This is a genomic window from Nostoc sp. DedQUE08 (genome assembly GCF_034530895.1).
GTDB lineage: Bacteria > Cyanobacteriota > Cyanobacteriia > Cyanobacteriales > Nostocaceae > Nostoc.
On the sequence record NZ_JAVRCD010000062.1, the window covers coordinates 1 to 18,961 of the forward strand.

General features: G+C 40.7%; 15 protein-coding genes. 11 read left to right on the forward strand and 4 right to left on the reverse strand.

The features are described from left to right. Nucleotides 1–93 precede the first annotated feature (93 nt). Nucleotides 94–330 (forward strand): IS5/IS1182 family transposase, encoded by a 237-nt coding sequence (locus tag RMY64_RS29755; RefSeq protein ID WP_416211801.1) that lies wholly within the window; start codon nucleotides 94–96, stop codon nucleotides 328–330. 281 nt (nucleotides 331–611) lie between these two features. On the opposite strand, the gene RMY64_RS29760 is transcribed toward RMY64_RS29755, so the two are convergent. After that, nucleotides 612–1,649 carry an aldo/keto reductase gene (locus RMY64_RS29760; protein WP_322701892.1) on the reverse strand — a complete coding sequence of 346 codons (1,038 nt, stop codon included), beginning with the start codon at nucleotides 1,647–1,649 and terminating at the stop codon, nucleotides 612–614. Between the two features lie 637 nt (nucleotides 1,650–2,286). On the opposite strand from RMY64_RS29760, the gene RMY64_RS29765 reads away from it, so the two are divergent. From RMY64_RS29765 to RMY64_RS29775, 3 genes are all read left to right on the forward strand, one after another. Beyond that, complete coding sequence (locus tag RMY64_RS29765; RefSeq protein WP_322701893.1) at nucleotides 2,287–4,179, forward strand: lipoxygenase family protein; 1,893 nt, start codon at nucleotides 2,287–2,289, stop codon at nucleotides 4,177–4,179. Nucleotides 4,180–4,268: 89 nt separating this feature from the next. Continuing rightward, nucleotides 4,269–5,618, forward strand: coding sequence for a cytochrome P450 (locus RMY64_RS29770; protein ID WP_322701894.1), 1,350 nt, complete (start codon nucleotides 4,269–4,271; stop codon nucleotides 5,616–5,618). A gap of 422 nt (nucleotides 5,619–6,040) precedes the next feature. Further along, nucleotides 6,041–6,601: a hypothetical protein gene (locus RMY64_RS29775; protein ID WP_322687912.1), complete on the forward strand. Its 561-nt coding sequence runs from the start codon at nucleotides 6,041–6,043 to the stop codon at nucleotides 6,599–6,601. Between the two features lie 251 nt (nucleotides 6,602–6,852). Here the strand turns inward: RMY64_RS29775 and RMY64_RS29780 are convergent, their stop codons facing one another. Continuing rightward, nucleotides 6,853–7,350 carry a GNAT family N-acetyltransferase gene (locus RMY64_RS29780; protein WP_322701895.1) on the reverse strand — a complete coding sequence of 166 codons (498 nt, stop codon included), beginning with the start codon at nucleotides 7,348–7,350 and terminating at the stop codon, nucleotides 6,853–6,855. A 366-nt stretch (nucleotides 7,351–7,716) separates the two neighbouring features. Between RMY64_RS29780 and RMY64_RS29785 the strand changes: the two genes are divergently transcribed. Beyond that, nucleotides 7,717–9,069, forward strand: coding sequence for a serine/threonine-protein kinase (locus RMY64_RS29785; RefSeq protein ID WP_322701896.1), 1,353 nt, complete (start codon nucleotides 7,717–7,719; stop codon nucleotides 9,067–9,069). Nucleotides 9,070–9,243: 174 nt separating this feature from the next. Beyond that, nucleotides 9,244–10,263, forward strand: a complete 1,020-nt coding sequence (locus tag RMY64_RS29790) for a tRNA-dihydrouridine synthase family protein (protein ID WP_322701897.1) — start codon at nucleotides 9,244–9,246, stop codon at nucleotides 10,261–10,263. A gap of 167 nt (nucleotides 10,264–10,430) precedes the next feature. Here the strand turns inward: RMY64_RS29790 and RMY64_RS29795 are convergent, their stop codons facing one another. Next, the gene (locus RMY64_RS29795; protein WP_322701898.1) at nucleotides 10,431–11,234 is read right to left on the reverse strand and encodes an SDR family NAD(P)-dependent oxidoreductase; all 804 of its coding nucleotides are present in this window, start codon (nucleotides 11,232–11,234) and stop codon (nucleotides 10,431–10,433) included. 271 nt (nucleotides 11,235–11,505) lie between these two features. Beyond that, nucleotides 11,506–14,817: a protein DpdE gene (gene dpdE / locus RMY64_RS29800; RefSeq protein ID WP_322701899.1), complete on the reverse strand. Its 3,312-nt coding sequence runs from the start codon at nucleotides 14,815–14,817 to the stop codon at nucleotides 11,506–11,508. 664 nt (nucleotides 14,818–15,481) lie between these two features. Between dpdE and RMY64_RS29805 the strand changes: the two genes are divergently transcribed. From RMY64_RS29805 to RMY64_RS29825, 5 genes are all read left to right on the forward strand, one after another. Beyond that, nucleotides 15,482–15,736: an RNA-binding S4 domain-containing protein gene (locus RMY64_RS29805; RefSeq protein ID WP_289797304.1), complete on the forward strand. Its 255-nt coding sequence runs from the start codon at nucleotides 15,482–15,484 to the stop codon at nucleotides 15,734–15,736. A gap of 47 nt (nucleotides 15,737–15,783) precedes the next feature. After that, nucleotides 15,784–16,200 carry an alternative ribosome rescue aminoacyl-tRNA hydrolase ArfB gene (gene arfB / locus RMY64_RS29810; protein ID WP_289797303.1) on the forward strand — a complete coding sequence of 139 codons (417 nt, stop codon included), beginning with the start codon at nucleotides 15,784–15,786 and terminating at the stop codon, nucleotides 16,198–16,200. Between the two features lie 49 nt (nucleotides 16,201–16,249). Further along, a complete protein-coding gene (locus tag RMY64_RS29815) occupies nucleotides 16,250–16,426 on the forward strand; it encodes a hypothetical protein (protein WP_194044777.1) in 177 nt (58 codons plus the stop codon). Nucleotides 16,427–17,218: 792 nt separating this feature from the next. After that, on the forward strand, nucleotides 17,219–18,103 hold the full coding sequence (locus RMY64_RS29820) for a lipid kinase (RefSeq protein ID WP_322683419.1): 885 nt from the start codon (nucleotides 17,219–17,221) through the stop codon (nucleotides 18,101–18,103). 124 nt (nucleotides 18,104–18,227) lie between these two features. After that, nucleotides 18,228–18,833, forward strand: a complete 606-nt coding sequence (locus RMY64_RS29825; RefSeq protein WP_322687907.1) for an exopolysaccharide biosynthesis protein — start codon at nucleotides 18,228–18,230, stop codon at nucleotides 18,831–18,833. Nucleotides 18,834–18,961: the final 128 nt, after the last annotated feature.

Genomic DNA, 18,961 nt, shown 5'->3' on the forward strand with positions numbered 1-18,961 from the left:
CAGAAGTTGGACTTTAATACACATAATCATGATTCTGTCAATGCGTAAGTCCTATACTTGACTCAGGAACTAGAGCGGATTTACCCAGAGATCATGACCAAAATACAGTTTCAACTTTCTACTAAACCCTCACAACAAGAAAAAGCAGCACAAGGAAAATCTGGATTTGTTCCAGCAGTAGCCAGATGGGTGATCGAGCGCTCCAATGCTTGGATGGAGCGTTGTAAAATTCTGGTGAAAAACTTTGAACGAACTCTAGCTAGTGCCACTGCCAAACTCAACCTCTGCTTCATCAGGCTAATGATTAAGAGGCTTGCGGGTTCTTCCTAAGATGTCAAATGGGTTCTATAGTCTTGAGCCTATTGGGTTGGCGAGGTGAACTGTGAGGAGCGTAGGCGCAGCCCGCCGCAGGCATCGCCTCTTTGAGATATCCCTCTTCTGTCACTTTCCGGGTATTATAATTTATCCCCCTGCATTAAAAACGCTACGCTTTTACGCAAAACTGCACTTAGTTCTGGATTTTGCAGCTGCTCTGCCAGTTTTGGGCCCACAGCAAGATATACGGTTGTTTGCTGTGAACCTTAGTTTTCAAACACGGCCCTAGCAAAAACTTATCCTAACCATTCAGGATTTTTGGCTGTACTATCAAATTGGCTAGTGGTTTTAAACAGTTCATACTGACCTTTGAGAGCAGCTTGGCGAGTCCGATTCAGTAATGCTTTAACTTGTTCCTGGCTCATGGGTGTAAAAGTACGTACTGCCTCGAAAGCCTGGTTTAAGATGGGCATACTTTCAATGCCTGTAATCACCGTTGAAGTTGGTAAATTCATCGCGTAATGCAGACATTCGATAGGTTTGACCACATTGCTTTTGAGAATGTTTTGGTCGCCCATTGATTTCATCCCCAGTACAGCAATTCCGTCTTGAACCAGTCTGGGTAAAACTTGTCTCTCAAAACTGCGGAAATGGGCATCCATAACATTTAACGGCATCTGCACTGTATCAAAACGAAAGTTGTTTTGATTGGCAACTTCCAACATTCTCAGGTGTACTAATGGGTCTTTGTGTCCAGTAAAGCCTATGTAGCGAATCTTGCCAGCTTTTTGTGCTTCCACAACTGCTTCCATCGCACCACCAGGGGCAAAAATCCGGTCTGGGTCTTCCATGCGAATAACTTCATGATGCTGCAACAAATCAATGTGGTCTGTTTGCAAACGTTTTAAAGATTCATTAATTTGTTGAGCAGCCGCCGCCTTTGTGCGACCGTCGATTTTAGTCATCAGAAAAGCTTTTTGACGATAACCATTTTGCAGAGCTTTACCCATGCGGATTTCGCTACCTCCATTATGGTAATCCCAGCAATTGTCCATAAAATTAATCCCGCGATCGAGAGCAGTACGGATCAGATTAATACCCTCTTGTTCATCTTTTGGTCTACCAATATGATGACCACCTAGACCAATTACAGATATTTGTTCTTTGGTGCGTCCTAGTTGCCTGTAGAGCATTTCCCCTTTTTTACTCTGGAGTGGGGTAGACTGATTTTGTGCTAAAACCTGTTTGGTTAAACCTTGTAAAGCAAATACCCCGGCTCCACCTAAACCAGAAGCAGAAACTACCTTCAATAAATTTCGTCTGCTAATATCCACAAATTTATCCTTTGACCGCAATATGAGAACTTTCTTTCATAGCTTTGCATGGAGCAAAATTCGTTGCTTCTAACTCTTGAAGGATAAAAGCAGTGAAGTAGAGATAGATTTTTGATAGAGGGAAGGTAATAGAAAAATATTTTATCGTTGTGTAAGTAGAGGAAGCATTGGAGACATCGGCAGCAGAGAAAAAATCTGATAGTTGTATTCCCGCTCTCGTTTCAGTAGTTCAAATGTCAACTGCAACACAAGACTTTAGTCCGAAAGTTTTCTTGGAGAATTGTTTCTAAATTTTGGCAAATATTATTTGTATTGCTAAATATTTCTTGCAAGTTTTTTAAACACAGGACTTACGCAAAAATAGCCAAAAAGCTTAATTTATCGAACCACCAAAACGCCTTCGCGTTCACTTTAGCGTCTCTGAAAGAGAAGCGTCTCGTAGAGAAGAACGCCAATAGTTCGTAGAGTTTGCGTAAGTCCTAAAACATTTAGTGCGTGGTTCAAGAGTTGATAAAATCGAGAAAATTTATTTAGAAAAATTGTAATTTTAAAAATGATTGCGATAATACGTTTAGGTAAATCAAACCTATTTATCTTAAACTATTAAAGTTCCCCGTACTAAACATAAGTAGAGTCAATGACTGCTTCATCACCAGAAAATTTAATCAGTTCATCAAGTACTCATACTTTAGATATAGCTAGACAAGAGTATCAATATAACTACATCCATATTCCATCAATTGCAATGCTAGATCGGCTTTCTATTGCCGAAGAGTTCACCACGAACTGGTATTTTTTATTAGCCCAGCAGTTACGAATTGTGTTTATTAATACCTTGATTGTCAACAGAGGCAATCAAGGTTCTAAATCGATTCGTGATGATGTCGAAAAGTTTATTTTAGAAGCCTTGCTCAAGGGAGCAGTACCAGTAAAAATCAGTATTCTGGCAAGAATCTTGCAAATTATCCCTCAGTTTTTACTCAAAGGCATCTCTAAGGATGTTAGAGAACTCGACGATCTTTTTTATTCTATTTTGAAAGAAAACGGACTTGTGATCCTCAGAGATGCCCTAAATAGGATAATTAACCTTCTATACGAAGGACAGCCGACAGGACATGCAACCAGTCTCAAAGACTACGAAAATTTGTTTCAAGTGATTGGTGTGCCAGCGATCGCCAAAACTTACCAAGAAGATGAAGTATTTGCCTATATGCGAGTGGGTGGCTACAATCCCGTCACGATCGCGCGAGTAACTACTTTAGGCGATCGCTTCCCAGTCACAGACGAACATTACCAAGGCGTGATGGGAACGGACGATTCATTAGCAGCAGCCGGACTTGAAGGCAGACTTTACTTAGCTGACTATAAAATTTTAGATGGTGCGGTCAACGGTACATTCCCACACGAGCAAAAATATCTCTATGCTCCCCTAGCATTGTTTGCCTTACCCAAAGGCTCAGACCCCACCCGTTTATTGCGTCCGATAGCCATTCAATGCGGTCAAACCCCAGGCCCAGATTATCCAATTGTTACCCCTAACTCCGGTAAATACGCTTGGCTTTTTGCCAAAACAATAGTCCAAATAGCAGATGCCAACTACCACGAAGCTGTTACTCATCTAGCAAGAACTCACTTGTTAATTGGTGCTTTTGCGATCGCCACTGCCAGACAACTGCCACTCACCCATCCCCTAAGAATTCTGCTACACCCGCATTTTGACAGTACTTTAGCAATTAACGATGCCGCTCAACGGATTCTCATAGCTCCAGGCGGTGGTGTCGATAGATTACTCTCATCATCAATCGATAACTCTCGCGTTTTAGCAGTGCTAGCCTTGCAAAGCTATGGTTTTAACAGCGCCATCTTACCTAAGCAATTTCAACAGCGTGGTGTAGACGATCCCAACCTCTTGCCTATTTATCCTTACCGAGATGATGCTCTACTAGTCTGGAATGCAATTCATCAATGGGTTTCAGACTACCTGAACCTTTACTACCCTACCGATGAAGACATTCAGAAAGATACAGCCTTGCAAGCGTGGGCAGCCGAAATCCCAGCTTACGATGGTGGTCGTATCCCCGATTTTGGCGAAGATGGAGGCATCAAAACGCTCAATTACCTGATTGATGCCACTACGCTGATTATTTTCACTGCCAGCGCCCAACACGCTGCGGTTAACTTTCCGCAAAAAGATTTTATGGGCTACGCCGCAGCCATACCATTGGCAGGTTATTTACCAGCCTCAACTCTCAAAAGAGAAGTTACTGAGCAAGACTACCTCAATTTGCTCCCCCCCTTAGATCAAGCGCAACGGCAATACAACCTACTCAGCTTGTTGGGGTCTGTGTACTATAACAAGCTGGGCGATTATCAGCAAGGATACTTTACAGACCAAAAAGTAAAACCATTGCTACAAGCATTCCAGAGTAATCTTCAACAGGTAGAAGACACCATCAAGCAACGTAATTTACACCGTCCACCCTATGAGTATCTACTTCCTTCTAAAATTCCTCAGAGCATCAATATCTGAATTAGGGACAAATGACCAATACTTCGGCTTCGCTCAGTACAAGTGACCAATGACCAATGACAAATGACAAATGACCCAAAATAAATACTATGACACTTAAAGATAAAGTCCTCAAAGGTCACGATCGCCAGCTTTGGCTTGCACCTATACTAGCCAAAGTAGGTTATGATACTGCGATCGGCAAGTTTCTCCGCTTGATTTTTTATTACATGGATGCGTCAATCATGCTCAATGCATGGCGAGACTTTCTTTACATCCGTAAGGATAATATTGGAGACAAGTATTTTGCAGTAGACCAAGCAATTATGCATTCCTCTCACTCGCAGGTGAGAGAACTAATGCAAACCCAACCGCAACTGCGAGGAAATGATTTAGGCATCATCAGAATATTAGCTCCAAGCTACTTGCTGGATAATCCTCTGAGCTTGGGAACAAATGGTAACGAACACACAGGACTACGTACTGTAATCTTACAAGCTTTACCAGAACCGTCAGGGCAGATAGACTTTTTAGGGAATCTAGTTGAGCAAAGGCTATTAGAAGCTGCTAAACAAGGCAAATTACACATCGGCAATGATTTACCAAAAATCATGCTGTCGAGTTTGCACCAACTAGTTTTTCAGATATCTTTATCTGAGGAAGAAATCACAGCATCCGATAGTTATATTAAAGGTTTGGCTCTTGCATCCTTGCCTAATTTTATCAGCAAGTATCTGCTGGCAATATTAACAGCGCCAAAAATTCGGCATCGTCAATATTTAACTAAGCGATATAAACAATCACCTAAATGGGCATCTTACTTTGAAACAGGCGCTCAGTATCAGTTGAACGAACACCAAATTGCTAATACCCTTTTCGATATGATTCATATCGCCGGAACTGCCGGCACAAGTGCGCTTTTAGGATCTGTGATTGGTGTTCTTTGCTTAGATAATACTCTCAGAAATGATGTAGTGTCAGAAGTGAATGCAGTCTGGAATGGTAAGAAAACTTTAGACTCAGACGCTCTAGAAAAGTTAACACTTCTCAATCAGGTGATTTTAGAAACGGCTCGTCTCTATCCACCTGTGCGATTTGTTAGCCAACTCACCACTGAAGCAGGTGAAGTTGAGATTGGAAAACAAAAATGTCCATTCCAAAAAGGTACTCGCTTGCTTGGCTCTATTCTTACAGCTAATCGGGATGCCAATAGATACCAAAATCCAGATGATTTTGACCTAACACGGAATTTTTCAGATATCTTATCTTGGAATGGCGAAGAGCATGAACGAGCCTGTCCTGGTAAATCTTTATCAATTGGCTTTATCAAAATTTTCTGTTTACATCTGTTCCACAACTATCAATGGGACTCAATTACAGAAGTCAAATGGGATTTTGAAAAAGTGACTGCCGTTACTCCTAATAATTTAGTACTACAAGGTTTTGCTCAACGACTGTGAGTAAGGGACTTCCAGTAGGGACACACAGCTGTCATTAGTGTCAACTTAAGCTGAAACTCCTTTAAAACCTCGTTTCTAGCCTCTAGCTAGAAATGCACTTCAATTGGGCTGCTGCCGCCAGCAAGGGAGGCGGAGCCTCTAGGACGGCATTCCCAGTCGGAGACTGGGAACGAGACAACGAGACAACGAGACAACGAGACAATATCTAAAAGCTTGTTATATGCTGGCTTTCACGTTAAGTTGACACCAATGCACATCTAGTGAAACCCTACTTCTTATGCGGAATTACAATTTGGTAATTGTTCTGGATTTTTGAGTTGATTTTACTCTTTTTCTAGCGCCAGATTACTCATCTTTTCTCTGACTCGGTTTGTTAAAAATTTAGGTATTCTTTTAGCCGAAAGGAAGTAATTACAAATTATATGGCTGAATTAATTGAAAAGAAGCAACTTAATAATATTGCAACCTGGATGATTCCAATTAGAGAAACAAACTTACCATCTGTCCTTAAAGGTGTGTTTTTTATGGATGGCAATCCACTGCCAGATACTTGCATTACTATGTACAATTTAGAATGGGATATACAGAATAGGACTTTGCTTTTACCGATCTTCGCTCCGTTACAATGGACTTTTCATGACTCGATTGCTGGCTGGATATTACTACGTTCAATTCAATGGTTTAGAATAAGTTACAAAATTCAGTTTGAAGATGAAACTTTGCAACAAGCTCAAGTCACACCTATTTTTCTAGGAATATCAGTTCCAAAATCGATTGTCAGTTTCACAATGTCCCAAGACAAAAATTATCTCAATGGAGATATTTGGCACAGAAAGAATATTTGGTTTGGCGGACTTTCTCGGGCTGGTGAGTATACTCTTCGTAGGGTTGTTGATAAAGATGGTTCTTATACTCCTGCTTTTAACAATATGCTTACCAGAGTCCAAAATGAATGTTTAGTAGTTGAACGCCACTCAAATTGAGCCGAATCATGTTAGTCAGCTAAGGCTTAGAGCCTTGTCGCTCTCCCATCACTAACTTTTGTCACGTTCCAGATTAAGCAAGTAGTAAATAACTAAACGATCCAGATTAGCTACTCAATTTAATTTCAAAGAGAACCTATCAATTAGTTATACCATTTTGAAAAATGATTGCGACACATGGATTCACACCAAGCCAGACGCACCAAGGCAATTCCCAATCCAAAATCTAAAATCCAAAATCTAAAATGGTATTAGCTATTATACGCGAATATCAAAAATTCAGTGCCTTCATAGATGAACTCTGCCATCTTGCACATACCCATCTTTTGATGTGCTTGAAGTGATGCTTTGTTGTTTGCCTTGATGAACAGTATTCCTTCCCGCTTTGGTAGCAAATCTTTCAACTTAGCAAACATTTTTGCAGCAATACCTTGCCCACGCATAGTTTCATCAACACAAATGGGGCCATATAAGTAAGCATCTTTTGTACCAGGATAGGTTTGTAACATCACCTTTATAATTGGTAGATTAGCAGTTGTCTTTGACCAACTGAGTAAGAATCCTACAACTTGACCATTTTTTCGGGCTACAACGCTCGGCATTTGAGAGATAGTCATCATCACAGCCTCTGGTTCAAGATGACCTAACAACATACCACCATGTTCTGCGTCATTGGCTTGGGCCAACTTGACGATTCCACTAACATCACTGGGGGTGGCACGGTCGATCGCTACATCATTGAGACACATACCTGGTTAATATAAATAGGAGAAAGACTTGGAGCAAAAGAATTTTCTTTTAGAAGAATAACAGAGAATAACGCTTTGGGGAACGCATTGCAGAGGCAACTAAACGTTAGGTGAAGTAGCTTTTGATACTTTTATTCGTTTGTAGCACTCTTGTATCTGACAAAAATTCAAAGAGTCAAAGTTGCACCAAAGTAGCGATCGCGTGAAACAAGCAGTACACTGCTACTATGCCAACCAAAACTTCTAAAGTGCAAAGTGCGTAGGCGTAGCCTAACCTAAGCATCGCTGTTTTTTCTACTAGTAAGAGTGCTTTTGTAATGGGAATACTTTATATATAGTAATTCCAACAAATAGAACTCCTGTAGTATGAGCTACTGTACCAATATTGATTGCCTACGTCCACAAAATTCTGACAGTTCTCGTTTTTGCAATAGTTGTGGTCAGGAATTATTACTTAAACAGCGATATCGTCCACTCGCGGTCATTGGAAGCGGTGGCTTTGGGAGAACGTTTTTAGCTATTGATGAACATCTTCCAGACCAACCCAAATGTGCGCTCAAACAACTATGTTTTCAAAAGGAAAATACTGAGATTTGGCACAAGGCTGTCAATTTATTTCATCAAGAAGCCCTTCGTCTCAATGAACTAAAACACTCTCAAATACCCAAATTACTAGCGCACTTTGAACAAAATCAAAAATTTTATATCGTTGAAGAATTAGTAGATGGACAAACACTCGCCCAGGAATTACAAAAACAGGGCGTTTTTCAAGAACCGCAAATTTGGGAGATATTAAAAAGTTTATTGCTTACATTGCAATTTATCCATTCCCGACAAGTAATCCACCGAGATATTAAACCGGAAAATATTATGCGCCGTTCAAGTCGAGGAGACCTGGTATTAATCGATTTCGGAGTTGCTAAATTCGCCAATAACATGAAGCAACTTCGTACAGGCACCATAGTAGGTAGCCCAGAATATATCGCTCCCGAACAAATGCGAGGAAAAACATTGCCAGCCAGCGATCTTTACAGTTTGGGTGTAACATGTATTTACTTACTTACCAATGTTTCTCCCTTTGATTTGTTCGATATTGCTAGCGATCGCTGGGTATGGCAAGAACATTTACCAGCATTCAATACTGTTAGCGTTTACCTCTGTGAAATCTTAGATAAACTTTTACAAAATGCCGTTTCGCAACGCTTCCAATCGGCAACAGAAGTTTTACAGATACTGGAGCAACAACCAAAGAAATTGCTAAATTTTTCTAATTATCGTACAGTAAATACTATTGATTGTACGCATTTGCGTGATTTATTAGCAAAGGGAAAATGGGAATCAGCAGATAAAGAAACTTGGGAACTAATATGTCAAGCGCTAGCAAAGCCTAAAGGTAGCTATATATTTAGTAGCGATCTTGAAAAACTTCCCTGTGAAGATTTGCAAACCATTGACCTTTTATGGGTGAGTTACAGTCAGAAACGCTTTGGTTTTAGCATACAGACACTTATTTACAAAAACGTCAATGGCGACTATGGAATTTTTTGCAATCAAGTTGGTTGGCATATATACAATTATAGTTCTGCCAATTCGGAATTCAATTTTAGTCTCAAAGCACCAATCGGTCATTTACCCTCACATCTTTGGATTGGTGGTTCTCAACTGTGGCGCTACCCCAATGCTTTAACTGTAAAATTAGCAGCTTGTGGTATTAGTTAGTTTTGATAAAAAAATTGTTGAATAAGATTACTAATAAACTCCTAGTTTGTAGTGAGCGATTCATCGCTCAAAGCAACGATAATTAGGACTAAAGTCCTCTCTACAAACTTTAATTCATTTACGTCTAGCTACTTATAACTTAACAGTGAGCTTTGTCGATCGCTCTTCATCTTTATGCCCCAGGTATCGCTCCCCCAATCCTTTTATCCACACCTACCCCTCACCGCTCTTGCGCCCATGCAGGATGTGACCAACCTTTGGTTTATGAAGGTGATTGCCCACTACGGCAGCCCTGACTACTTTTTTACCGAATATTTCCGCGTCAATGATACTTCACGGCTCAATCGTGGCATTTTAGCAGCCATCACCGAAAACGACACAGGTCGTCCCGTTTTTGCGCAAATGATTGGCGAAAGTATTCCAGATTTAGTCAGAACAGCAAAGGAACTCTGCAACTATAATATTGCTGGAGTTGACTTGAATATGGGCTGTCCAGCACCTAGAATTTATCGCAAAAATGTTGGAGGTGGATTGCTGCTCTTACCGGAAAAAGTGGATCGGATTTTGGGAGAACTGCGACAAGCAGTTAGCGATCGCCCTTTGACCGTCAAAATGCGTGTAGGCTTTGAAAATACAGATAATTTTTACAAAATTCTAGATATAATCAATCGCCACAACATTGATTTGCTCTCTTTGCATGGTCGCACGGTGAAAGATATGTACCACGGGGCAGTGAAATATGATTTGATCGCTGAAGCAGTTAGACGAGTCGATTGTCCAGTGCTGGCTAATGGCAATATCAACTCGGCGACAACTGCTGTTGAAGTGCTTTCTCAAACGGGCGCGGCGGGTGTGATGGTGGGACGCTGGGCGATCGGGAATCCTTGGATTTTTAATCAAATTCGGCAAGCTTTGCAAAAAGAGCCGATCGCGCCCGTTCCTTTAGCGGAGGTACGCAACTATATCGATCGTTTATGGCAAACCCCCACAGCAGCAAGTATGCCAGAGCGATCGCGCATAGGCTATCTAAAAATGTTTCTCAACTACATTGCCCTGAGTGTTGACACTGAAGGTGATTTTTTACGGTTGATGCGACATACTTCTACTGAGGCAGAATTGTTTAACCTTTGCGATCGCGTTCTCCTTACGGATTTGACGAAAACTTTAGCCTTAGCACCTTCTTTGAGCGTGTGATATCATGTCCGCTTGATTGCTTATTAAACCCGAAGAACCCCACCCCGCCAAAGCTGTGCTTTGTCTCCCCTCCCCGCTTTTCGGGAGGGGTTGGGGGTGGGGTTCTTTTATTATGGGTAATTTGGCGGACATGATATGATATCGGGCGTTGTCGATTTGGTTATGATTTATGGTAAATTCAACCGCTTGCGCGCACCAAATCGAAATAAGTTATCTGGCAATATTGCTTTTAAGCGAGGCAACCATTGTGCCTCATTCCCAACACGATAGCGTAATCGTGGCAACCGACTACGAGCAGCAAATAGAATCGTCTGTGCGACTTTTTCAGGATCGTCGCCTTGTGCAATTGCTTGACTAACAGTTGAGCGAATCACATCGCGTACATTGTCGTAATCAGCGTAATTCAATGTGGATGATAACATGGCGTGGTTGAAGTTGGTCTTAAAGTAACCAGGCTCAATTAAAGATATTTTAATATTGAAAGGGTCTAGTTCCACGCTCAATGCTTCACTATAACCTTCGAGTGCAAACTTACTTGCACTGTAAAAACCTTGGCCTGGTGCGCCAATCAATCCCGCCACTGAACTGATATTAATAATATGCCCACTACGCTGCTGTCTCATAACTGGTAAAACAGCATTGCTAACTCGGACAACACCCCAAAAGTTAGTTTCAAAAACCTCCTTGGCTTGTTCTAAAGAAGTTTCTTCAATCATGCTGGCATGAATTTGTCCAGCATTGTTAATCACTAAATCAATGCGATTAGTCCGTGCAAGCAACTGTTTGATACATGATTGGACTGAAGACTCAGAGGTAACATCGAGTGTCAACATTTCCACATCTTGTACAGTTGGATGTTCCTTGCGACTAGTACCGAAGACCCAGGAACCTTCTTGAGCAAGCTTTTGAGCAGTTAATTGCCCAAATCCAGATGATGCTCCTGTTACTAGCACGACCTTTTTATCAGTCATCGGTTCTCCTTTTGTTTGTGAATTTTTTGATACTGCGATGGATTACACCCTGCCTAATAGTCGCGTTTTTTCTAAACCTTATTCATTCTCAATAAAAACATAATTTTAACAGTCCTGCACTTTGTACCTCATCTACTTGAGAACTGATGTACATATTTTTGCAGCAATGTCATCAGTAACACCACAACAAAAATATCCCCGACTTCTTTAAAAAATCGGGGATCTCAAGCTCTCAATTAGAATTACCCAAGCTATTCAATCACACACCATATCACTCAAATTGCACAAGCGATCGCCCCGATACTACAATAAAACCCACAGAATCAAGTCTCAGAAGCGGCTGGCGAATTCCCTCTAGAATGGCTGCATTTAAAGCAGTTTCTATCTTCAATTCTTCAGCTAATGCGTTATCCCAACTTTGCTGATTTAAACGTAGTCGCAATTGTTCTACTCTATTGGCTAATTTTTTTTCGGCTACTTTAGCACAACTTTGACATAAATCAATAAAATCGGGACGATTGGCAAGTAATTCTGAAGAAGCGTTACGCACTTGATAGCAAAAATTTTGCCATTTACTAGGGTCAACAAAATCGTCAATAATTCCTAAGCGCTCTTTTGCTAAGTTGTAATCTCGTCCTTGATTATTGTTTTTATCTTTATATGGACGTTGCAGAATACTTAAAAGAGCTTTATCCTCAACAGCACGTATTGGCTCTTTGCGACCATCAACATAGATAGTTTCTATAATTGGTGGAAATAGAGCATCAACACGCCGCTGTAAGTTTTTGAATTGAGAATTATCTAGTTTGTTATCTAGTAAAACTTGTTTGGCAATTTTTAAATTTGCCTCGACTACATAATTGCATTGAAAACCGAACCACTCTTTCCCTTCTTTCGCATCCCAAGATGCATCAGTGCGCCAGAGAGCAAAGGCTTCACCTCGGTCATCCCAGTTGATATAGTTCAAGAGTGCTTCGATAAATCCTTCGCCAACTCGAAAGAGTTTAACACCAGGATTTTGGTTTGCTACTCTGCGATTATAAGTACCAAATTGGTCTAAAGAACTCTCAGCAAAACGGTTTTGTAACTCATTTATCGGAACCAATGTCCGCGTTGTTGGTTGATAACGTCGCATCTCTGATGAATCGGGGTTATTCAGTCCTCTGAATCCCAGCGCGTCGCAAATCCAGCCTTCAATTGCTCGTTTCATTTCTAGATGACGAGCATCGTAATTATCTAGCTCTTGAAAATACTCGGTAGCAATTTCATCGTTGGCATCAATTTCATCTAGAGCATTTTGTTCGCTAATTTTGGCGATTTCTGCTTCAATTTGCTCTTGAATTGGTGAAACCATCTCTAACAATCCAGCCGCACCTGATTTAAACAAAACTGTTTCTAATTCTGCAAGTTTCTCATCAACATAAAACTGGAGACTGGCAATTGATTGTTGGAAAATACCAAACCCATCTTTTAATACTTTATACCAAGCATTGTGAGGGCTATCTTCCAAATAGGGGCCAATCAAGGCACTAGATTGGATGCCAATTTTGCTGCCAATGCGGTCAAGTCTGCCAATTCTCTGCTCTAATTGATTAGGCGACCAAGGCAGGTCAAAATGAATTAACCAATCGGCAAACTGGAGGTTACGCCCTTCTTCTCCAGAGCGATCGCATACTAAAATAAAGCAGTTGGGGTTATTCTTGAACCGATTTAAGCCTTCCTCAACTTTGTCTGGTGATTCTCCAAATTGATGGCTGGCTATTGTCTCTGCACCAAAGGTATCAGATAAATACCGGACAATTTCGCCACAAGTTTGCACAAAACTGGTAAATACAACAAATTTGGGCAGAATATCGCCAGTAATTGGTCTTTTGATTCTCTGCTGTATTCTCGTGATGAATTCCTTTTGATTCTTCCGAACGTTTGCGGGAATTTTGAAATATGTACCTAGCTGATTCAGCAGCACTGTTTTTAAATTTTCCGTCCGTTGTCCGTCTTCTTGAGGTTGACGAATAATTTTTAGTAAGGATTGGAGAATCTCTTCTTCTCCTGAGAATTTGGGCGTTGTAGTTAACAGGCGAACATCATCTTCATTAAACTCCTGGATGAGTTTAGCATGAGGTTTCGCAGTTAAACGCGCCGTAATTACCTGCTCTAAAATCCCTAACCAAGTACCAGCAGCGAGAAATAACAACAGAAAAATTCGCTGATATTGCTTTTCATCAGGAGCAACACTTTGCCATTGATTGAGCAGTTCGTGGATATCAAGCGATCGCTCGTCTAAATCGTACTCTTCTTTGGGCGTAAAGTTGCGGTCAAATATTACGTCTTCCACCGCAGCGCGACGGTTGCGAAGCATTCGCCGATGTAGTCGATAGATATCGCTGACATGGACGCGAATCGCTTGGACGATTTGCTCTTGCTCAGTAGAATTTGCTTGTAAACAATTTTCTAAATCATCCGCCAGCTTCAGCAAATACTTATCCTCAGCCAAGAGGTTTCGCAATTGCTGCAAGTTGCTTTTGAGAACCTCTGGTTCTGCACCTTCTTTAAAAGAAAGCAGAAGTTTACCAATTTGTTGACGGCTTTCAACTTTGGCGCGGAAACCTGCTAGATCGCCAATTTTATAGGTTGTTGGGTCGAGTAAGTGCAACATGGCCAGAAAATCCTGCTCGTGATTGAGAACAGGAGTGGCAGATAATAAAAGTAAGCGATCGCTTTTATGAGCAAGTTCTTTGCAAGTCTGAAAACGCTGGCGCACTGTTGCATCCTTAGAGGTTGCCATTGCTGCAATATGATGAGCTTCATCTAAAATTAAGCAGCCTATCTTCGCTTTCAGGTTGATTTTATGAATATCTTCAACCGCCAGCACCGCTACCCGTTTGCCAAAATGGGAGATGTAAAACTTGTTTTCTAACTCAGTCCGCCATTGTTTGAGCAAATATTGCGGAACTAATACCACCGCATTTTTTTTCGGTTCATCGAGAAGAAATTGACGCAGAATCGCACCCGCTTCAATGGTTTTTCCCAGTCCCACCTCATCTGCTAGCAAGTAGCGTTGAATTGGGTCTTCCAGTACCCGCCGCACTACTTCAACTTGGTGAGGATAAAGATTAATATTTGCCGAAATCAGTCCCGTCATCCCGCGACTCACCGCGCGTTGCTGAATTAAGGATTTCACGAAAGCCAATCTTTTGTCGTGGAAATAGGGCGTTTCGTGACCCTTCATCGCCAGAGTTTGGATGGGGTCTGTATTTGGTAGATTACAACGAACGTAAATGTCTTCAACAGATGCGATCGCAGTTTTCTTATCTGGTAAATCAATTTGATACATTTCTGTATCATCATCCCAGATAAAAACTCTGCCCACTATCCATTTATCCTGAGTTTGGGACTTAATATAGCATCGAGCCTGGGGTTCCAGCTTAACTTGAGAGAGCGAACTTAAAGGTAAAGTTTTTTGGAGACGTTGGCCTATAGAGCAGAAATACTCAACGTTTGCATTGGTATCAGATATTTCCGTAACTTTTCCGATACCCAAAGAGTTATTCTGGGACTGTACCAATAAACCAAGCTTAATCATAGATCCAGTCCCCTGAACACACTAAAAGAACCTTCCAGACTAGTTTTTAGCCCATATCTGGCAGTTTTGTCGATCAACATTATAGATAATAACTGGTATTACAGTTTTTGTTAGAGCGATATCTACGACGGGCTACTCGGCGTCGCTCCATCACAACCAATTAATAAAATTAGCAATTTTCAGGTAAATACACCACACAATAGAGGTACAGCATTGTTGTGCTTCTACAACATATACAGTTCAATTAAATGAAAACTGCTGTAAATTCACATTTCTCAGCAAAGTTTTGCGTAAAAGCGAAACGTTATTAAATGCAGGCTAACGCAATGGCATTGTTTGCCGACGCAATCGCATTGCAGGGTATTGCCAAACTAAATTTGCTACGAATTAATCAAATACTGTACTTAGCTGATTATATGGTGTAACAGATTTACGCTTTGGCTTGAGAGGTTGTTTGAAAAGTGGTTGACTGTGCTTTTAATTGCGTTTTTACCCCCCTTAATCCCCCCTTATAAAAGGGGGAAACAAGAAAAATCCGGTTCCCTCCCCTTTACAAGGGGAGGGTTAGGGAGGGGTAAAAAAATATTTGATACATCAATCATGACTTTTCAAACATCCTCTGAGAAGACCACGATACAATTAAGATTGTGTACATTTATTTACTATGAAGAAAATTAGAGACAACACAATTAAGTTAAATCAATTTTTAAAGTTGATGGGTATAGTGCCAACTGGAGGGCAAGCCAAGCTGATGATCCAAGGTGGTGATGTCCAAGTAAACGGGATGCTGGAAACTCGACGAGGACGGCGACTAGTACCGGGCGATAAAGTGACAATCCAAGGACAGACTTTAGAAGTGAATTTGAACAACAATGAAGACCCAGATGTAATGATAGATTTAGCCGAGCAAACCGAATAAAGAAAGTTTATCCCAAAGTTACAAGTTTCTCTTTTGCCTTGTGAGTAATGCTGCAAATTTCCAATAATGTTATTATCCCACAGACTGAGATTGAAATTACTGCGATTCGCTCGCAAGGAGCAGGAGGACAAAATGTAAATAAAGTTTCTACCGCTATCCACTTGCGCTTTGATATTGCGGCTTCATCATTACCAGATTATTATAAACAACAGCTTTTAAAGCTCAACGATCGCCGCATTAACCAAGAAGGAGTAGTTGTAATTAAAGCCCAGGAACATCGAAGCCAAGAGAACAATCGCGAGTCAGCCTTGAAACGACTTCAAGAACTCATTCAAAGCGCAGTTGTCGTAACAATCAAACGCAAACCCACTAAACCAACTCGCAGTTCTCAAAGAAAACGCCTTGACCACAAAAGTAAGCGCGCACAGATTAAATCTAACAGAAGACAGGTGACAGATTGTTAATTCATTGATTATTTGTAGAGAACACACATATTATTCAATATGAAAAAAGATGAATAAGACATTACTAAAGATTTTGATGTTTGCGCTTTTAATCTTGTTTATCATCTCTCCCTTTGCGGCCCTTGCAGGTTTAATGCTTGTAGTGTTAGTTGCGGCATTTTTCTTTTTACTAGGGGACGTGTTTCAAGCAATTATTGGTCGCAACACCGATCCGAAAAAGTCATAAAACCAAAATTCCAAATCAAGATAGGGATTTCTCGCCGTTAAGCAACCAACTAGCGCCGTATTGGATTCAACACAGAAGCACTATAAACAGCGTTTGTCTCGTTCCCAGTCTCAGACTGGGAATGCTGTTCTAGAGGCTCCGCCTCCCGAACTCGCGGCAGCAGCCCAATTGAAGTGCATTTCCAGCCAAGAGGCTAGAAACAAGAGTTTGACAAAGCTTTTAGCTTAAGTTGACACCTATGAACATTGTTGTGCCCTTACAAATACAGAACTTACGCAACTGGCATATTATTTTCAGTTCGTAGTGTACCCCTCCGGGGAAGCAAGCTACGCGTAGCGTCTCACAGAGAGGACTTTAGTCCTCAAAATAAGGGCTAAAACCCTTACTAAAAACTACAAATCAGATTTTTTTGTGACACTTGCGTAAGTCCTAAAATAATCTGTACCTCACAAAGTTGCAATCTGCTGTAAATGTATCTATTTTAATGAAAAATATCTCTTGCGTTTGGCATAATAATATTTGAACAACTCGCTATTTGATAAATAAAAACACCTAAAATTCATTTAACTGAGGAGTAATAATTATATTTGCTGAAGATAAACACACTGAGGTTTAGTAGAGCTAAACTAAAGAAAAAGAAAAATTAAAAATTAATAGTCACAATATAATAAATGTTATGAAAATGAATTTGTAATAACTTTCATCACAGCCTAAACACTTTTTTAAAGTCAACATCAAACAGAATACATACATGCGGATAATTGGACATATCAACAACAAAAGGTACTACCCATGAGTTCCCGCGCACTGCTGTTAGTAAATCGTCATGCTCGCCAAGGGCAAAAGGGTCTATCGGAAGCGATTCAAAGTCTGAAAACATTAGGCTTTGATTTAATTGAGGAGTCTACAGAAGATCCCAAACATCTTGCTGAAGTTATACTTCGCCATAAGGATCGAGTTGACTTGGTAATTATTGGCGGAGGAGATGGTACTCTAAATGCTGCCGTAGATGCTTTAATTGAGACTCAGTTACCTTTGGGAATCTTGCCTCTGGGAACTGCCAACGATCTAGCGAGAACTTTGGGAATCCCAAATACCCTCAACGAAGCTTGCAAAATTATTGGAGATGGACATTTACAGCGTATCGACTTGGGTTGTGTGAATGGCAAGCACTTTTTTAACGTTGCCAGTATGGGATTGAGTGTAAAAATTACCCAACGACTTACCAAAGAAGTTAAGCGCCGCTGGGGAGTATTTGCCTATGCTGCCACTGCATTGCAAGTGCTTTTGGAAGCCAGACCTTTTACAGCAGAAATTACAATTAACGGTGAATTGGTTCGCGTCAAAACAGTTCAAATTGCAGTCGGTAACGGCCGCTATTACGGTGGTGGTATGGCAGTGGCTGACGATGCCACAATAGACGATCAAAGGCTAGACCTTTATAGCTTGGAGATTGAACACTGGTGGCAGGTTATATTATTACTACCCGCAATGCGACGAGGGCGACATATACATTGGCAGAGTGTACGCTCCCATCAAGGTCAAGAAATAGAGATACATACTCGCAAACCTCGCCCTATCAATACAGATGGTGAAATTACTACCTACACACCTGCTCATTTTCGGGTTATACCTAAAGCTATAGCTGTTTTTGTACCCCCAGAAAGCAAGAGTTAGGAGTCATTCAATTTTAGATTTTAGATTTTCCTGAAATTCAAAATCTAAAATTGGCAAAGTTTAGAAGTTATTCTCTCTCATCTTCCTCTACTACAAAGAGGGAACTCGCATCAACTCACGCCAAATGCATCTGAGATTTTCTCAAGATATAAAATCCCTGTTGCAACGCCTAGCCGAACAACCGCTGACTCTAGGCGATATTCTGACAGAAACCTCAGAACGGGGCTTCAGTCTGGTAATTACATTATTAGTTTTGCCTTTTTTGCTTCCTATGCCACCGGGATTAACTGGCCCATTTGGTGGTGCTTGTTTACTGTTGTCAGTGCAAATGGTTTTAGGAAGGCGATCGCCTTGGCTACCGAAAAGAATCGCTAACTACAAATTTCCTCGTTCCTTCGCCGAGTTACTTTTGCAAAATTTGGGACGGCTTACCAAAGTTTTCCAGAAAATCGCTCGTCCTCGATTAGCAAAAATAGCTCATAATCCTTTGGTTTGGCGAATTAATGGGTTTTGTATCTCTTTATTAACAGTATTACTAATATTACCAATTCCGTTTACAAATCCTATCCCGACTATCGGTATTTTACTTTTGACTGTTGCCACCATCGAATCTGACGGTTTATTAATTTGCATCAGCTACGGCATTACTGCCGTGATTACTTTGCTGTTTGGATTTATTGGTTATGCATTGTGGTTAGCTCCCAGTTTACTGCCATCGATATTAAAATAATAAAAACCTTCAACTAAAAGCTGAAGGCTGGAAATTTTTAGGGTGCATCTACTATTTATTAATCCGCTTTATTTATTGCCATATCCGGGAAAATTAGACTTTTAATAAAATTTATTTTTTTCGCGAAA

Bases quoted from the DNA above. Each gene is read 5' to 3' on its own strand.
- RMY64_RS29755 (WP_416211801.1), top strand. From the start codon at position 94: ATGACCAAAATACAGTTTCAACTTTCTACTAAACCCTCACAACAAGAA.
- RMY64_RS29765 (WP_322701893.1), top strand. From the start codon at position 2,287: ATGACTGCTTCATCACCAGAAAATTTAATCAGTTCATCAAGTACTCAT.
- RMY64_RS29770 (WP_322701894.1), top strand. From the start codon at position 4,269: ATGACACTTAAAGATAAAGTCCTCAAAGGTCACGATCGCCAGCTTTGG.
- RMY64_RS29775 (WP_322687912.1), top strand. From the start codon at position 6,041: ATGGCTGAATTAATTGAAAAGAAGCAACTTAATAATATTGCAACCTGG.
- RMY64_RS29780 (WP_322701895.1), bottom strand. From the start codon at position 7,350: ATGTGTCTCAATGATGTAGCGATCGACCGTGCCACCCCCAGTGATGTT.
- RMY64_RS29785 (WP_322701896.1), top strand. From the start codon at position 7,717: ATGAGCTACTGTACCAATATTGATTGCCTACGTCCACAAAATTCTGAC.
- RMY64_RS29790 (WP_322701897.1), top strand. From the start codon at position 9,244: ATGCCCCAGGTATCGCTCCCCCAATCCTTTTATCCACACCTACCCCTC.
- RMY64_RS29795 (WP_322701898.1), bottom strand. From the start codon at position 11,234: ATGACTGATAAAAAGGTCGTGCTAGTAACAGGAGCATCATCTGGATTT.
- dpdE (WP_322701899.1), bottom strand. From the start codon at position 14,817: ATGATTAAGCTTGGTTTATTGGTACAGTCCCAGAATAACTCTTTGGGT.
- RMY64_RS29805 (WP_289797304.1), top strand. From the start codon at position 15,482: ATGAAGAAAATTAGAGACAACACAATTAAGTTAAATCAATTTTTAAAG.
- arfB (WP_289797303.1), top strand. From the start codon at position 15,784: ATGCTGCAAATTTCCAATAATGTTATTATCCCACAGACTGAGATTGAA.
- RMY64_RS29815 (WP_194044777.1), top strand. From the start codon at position 16,250: ATGAATAAGACATTACTAAAGATTTTGATGTTTGCGCTTTTAATCTTG.
- RMY64_RS29820 (WP_322683419.1), top strand. From the start codon at position 17,219: ATGAGTTCCCGCGCACTGCTGTTAGTAAATCGTCATGCTCGCCAAGGG.
- RMY64_RS29825 (WP_322687907.1), top strand. From the start codon at position 18,228: ATGCATCTGAGATTTTCTCAAGATATAAAATCCCTGTTGCAACGCCTA.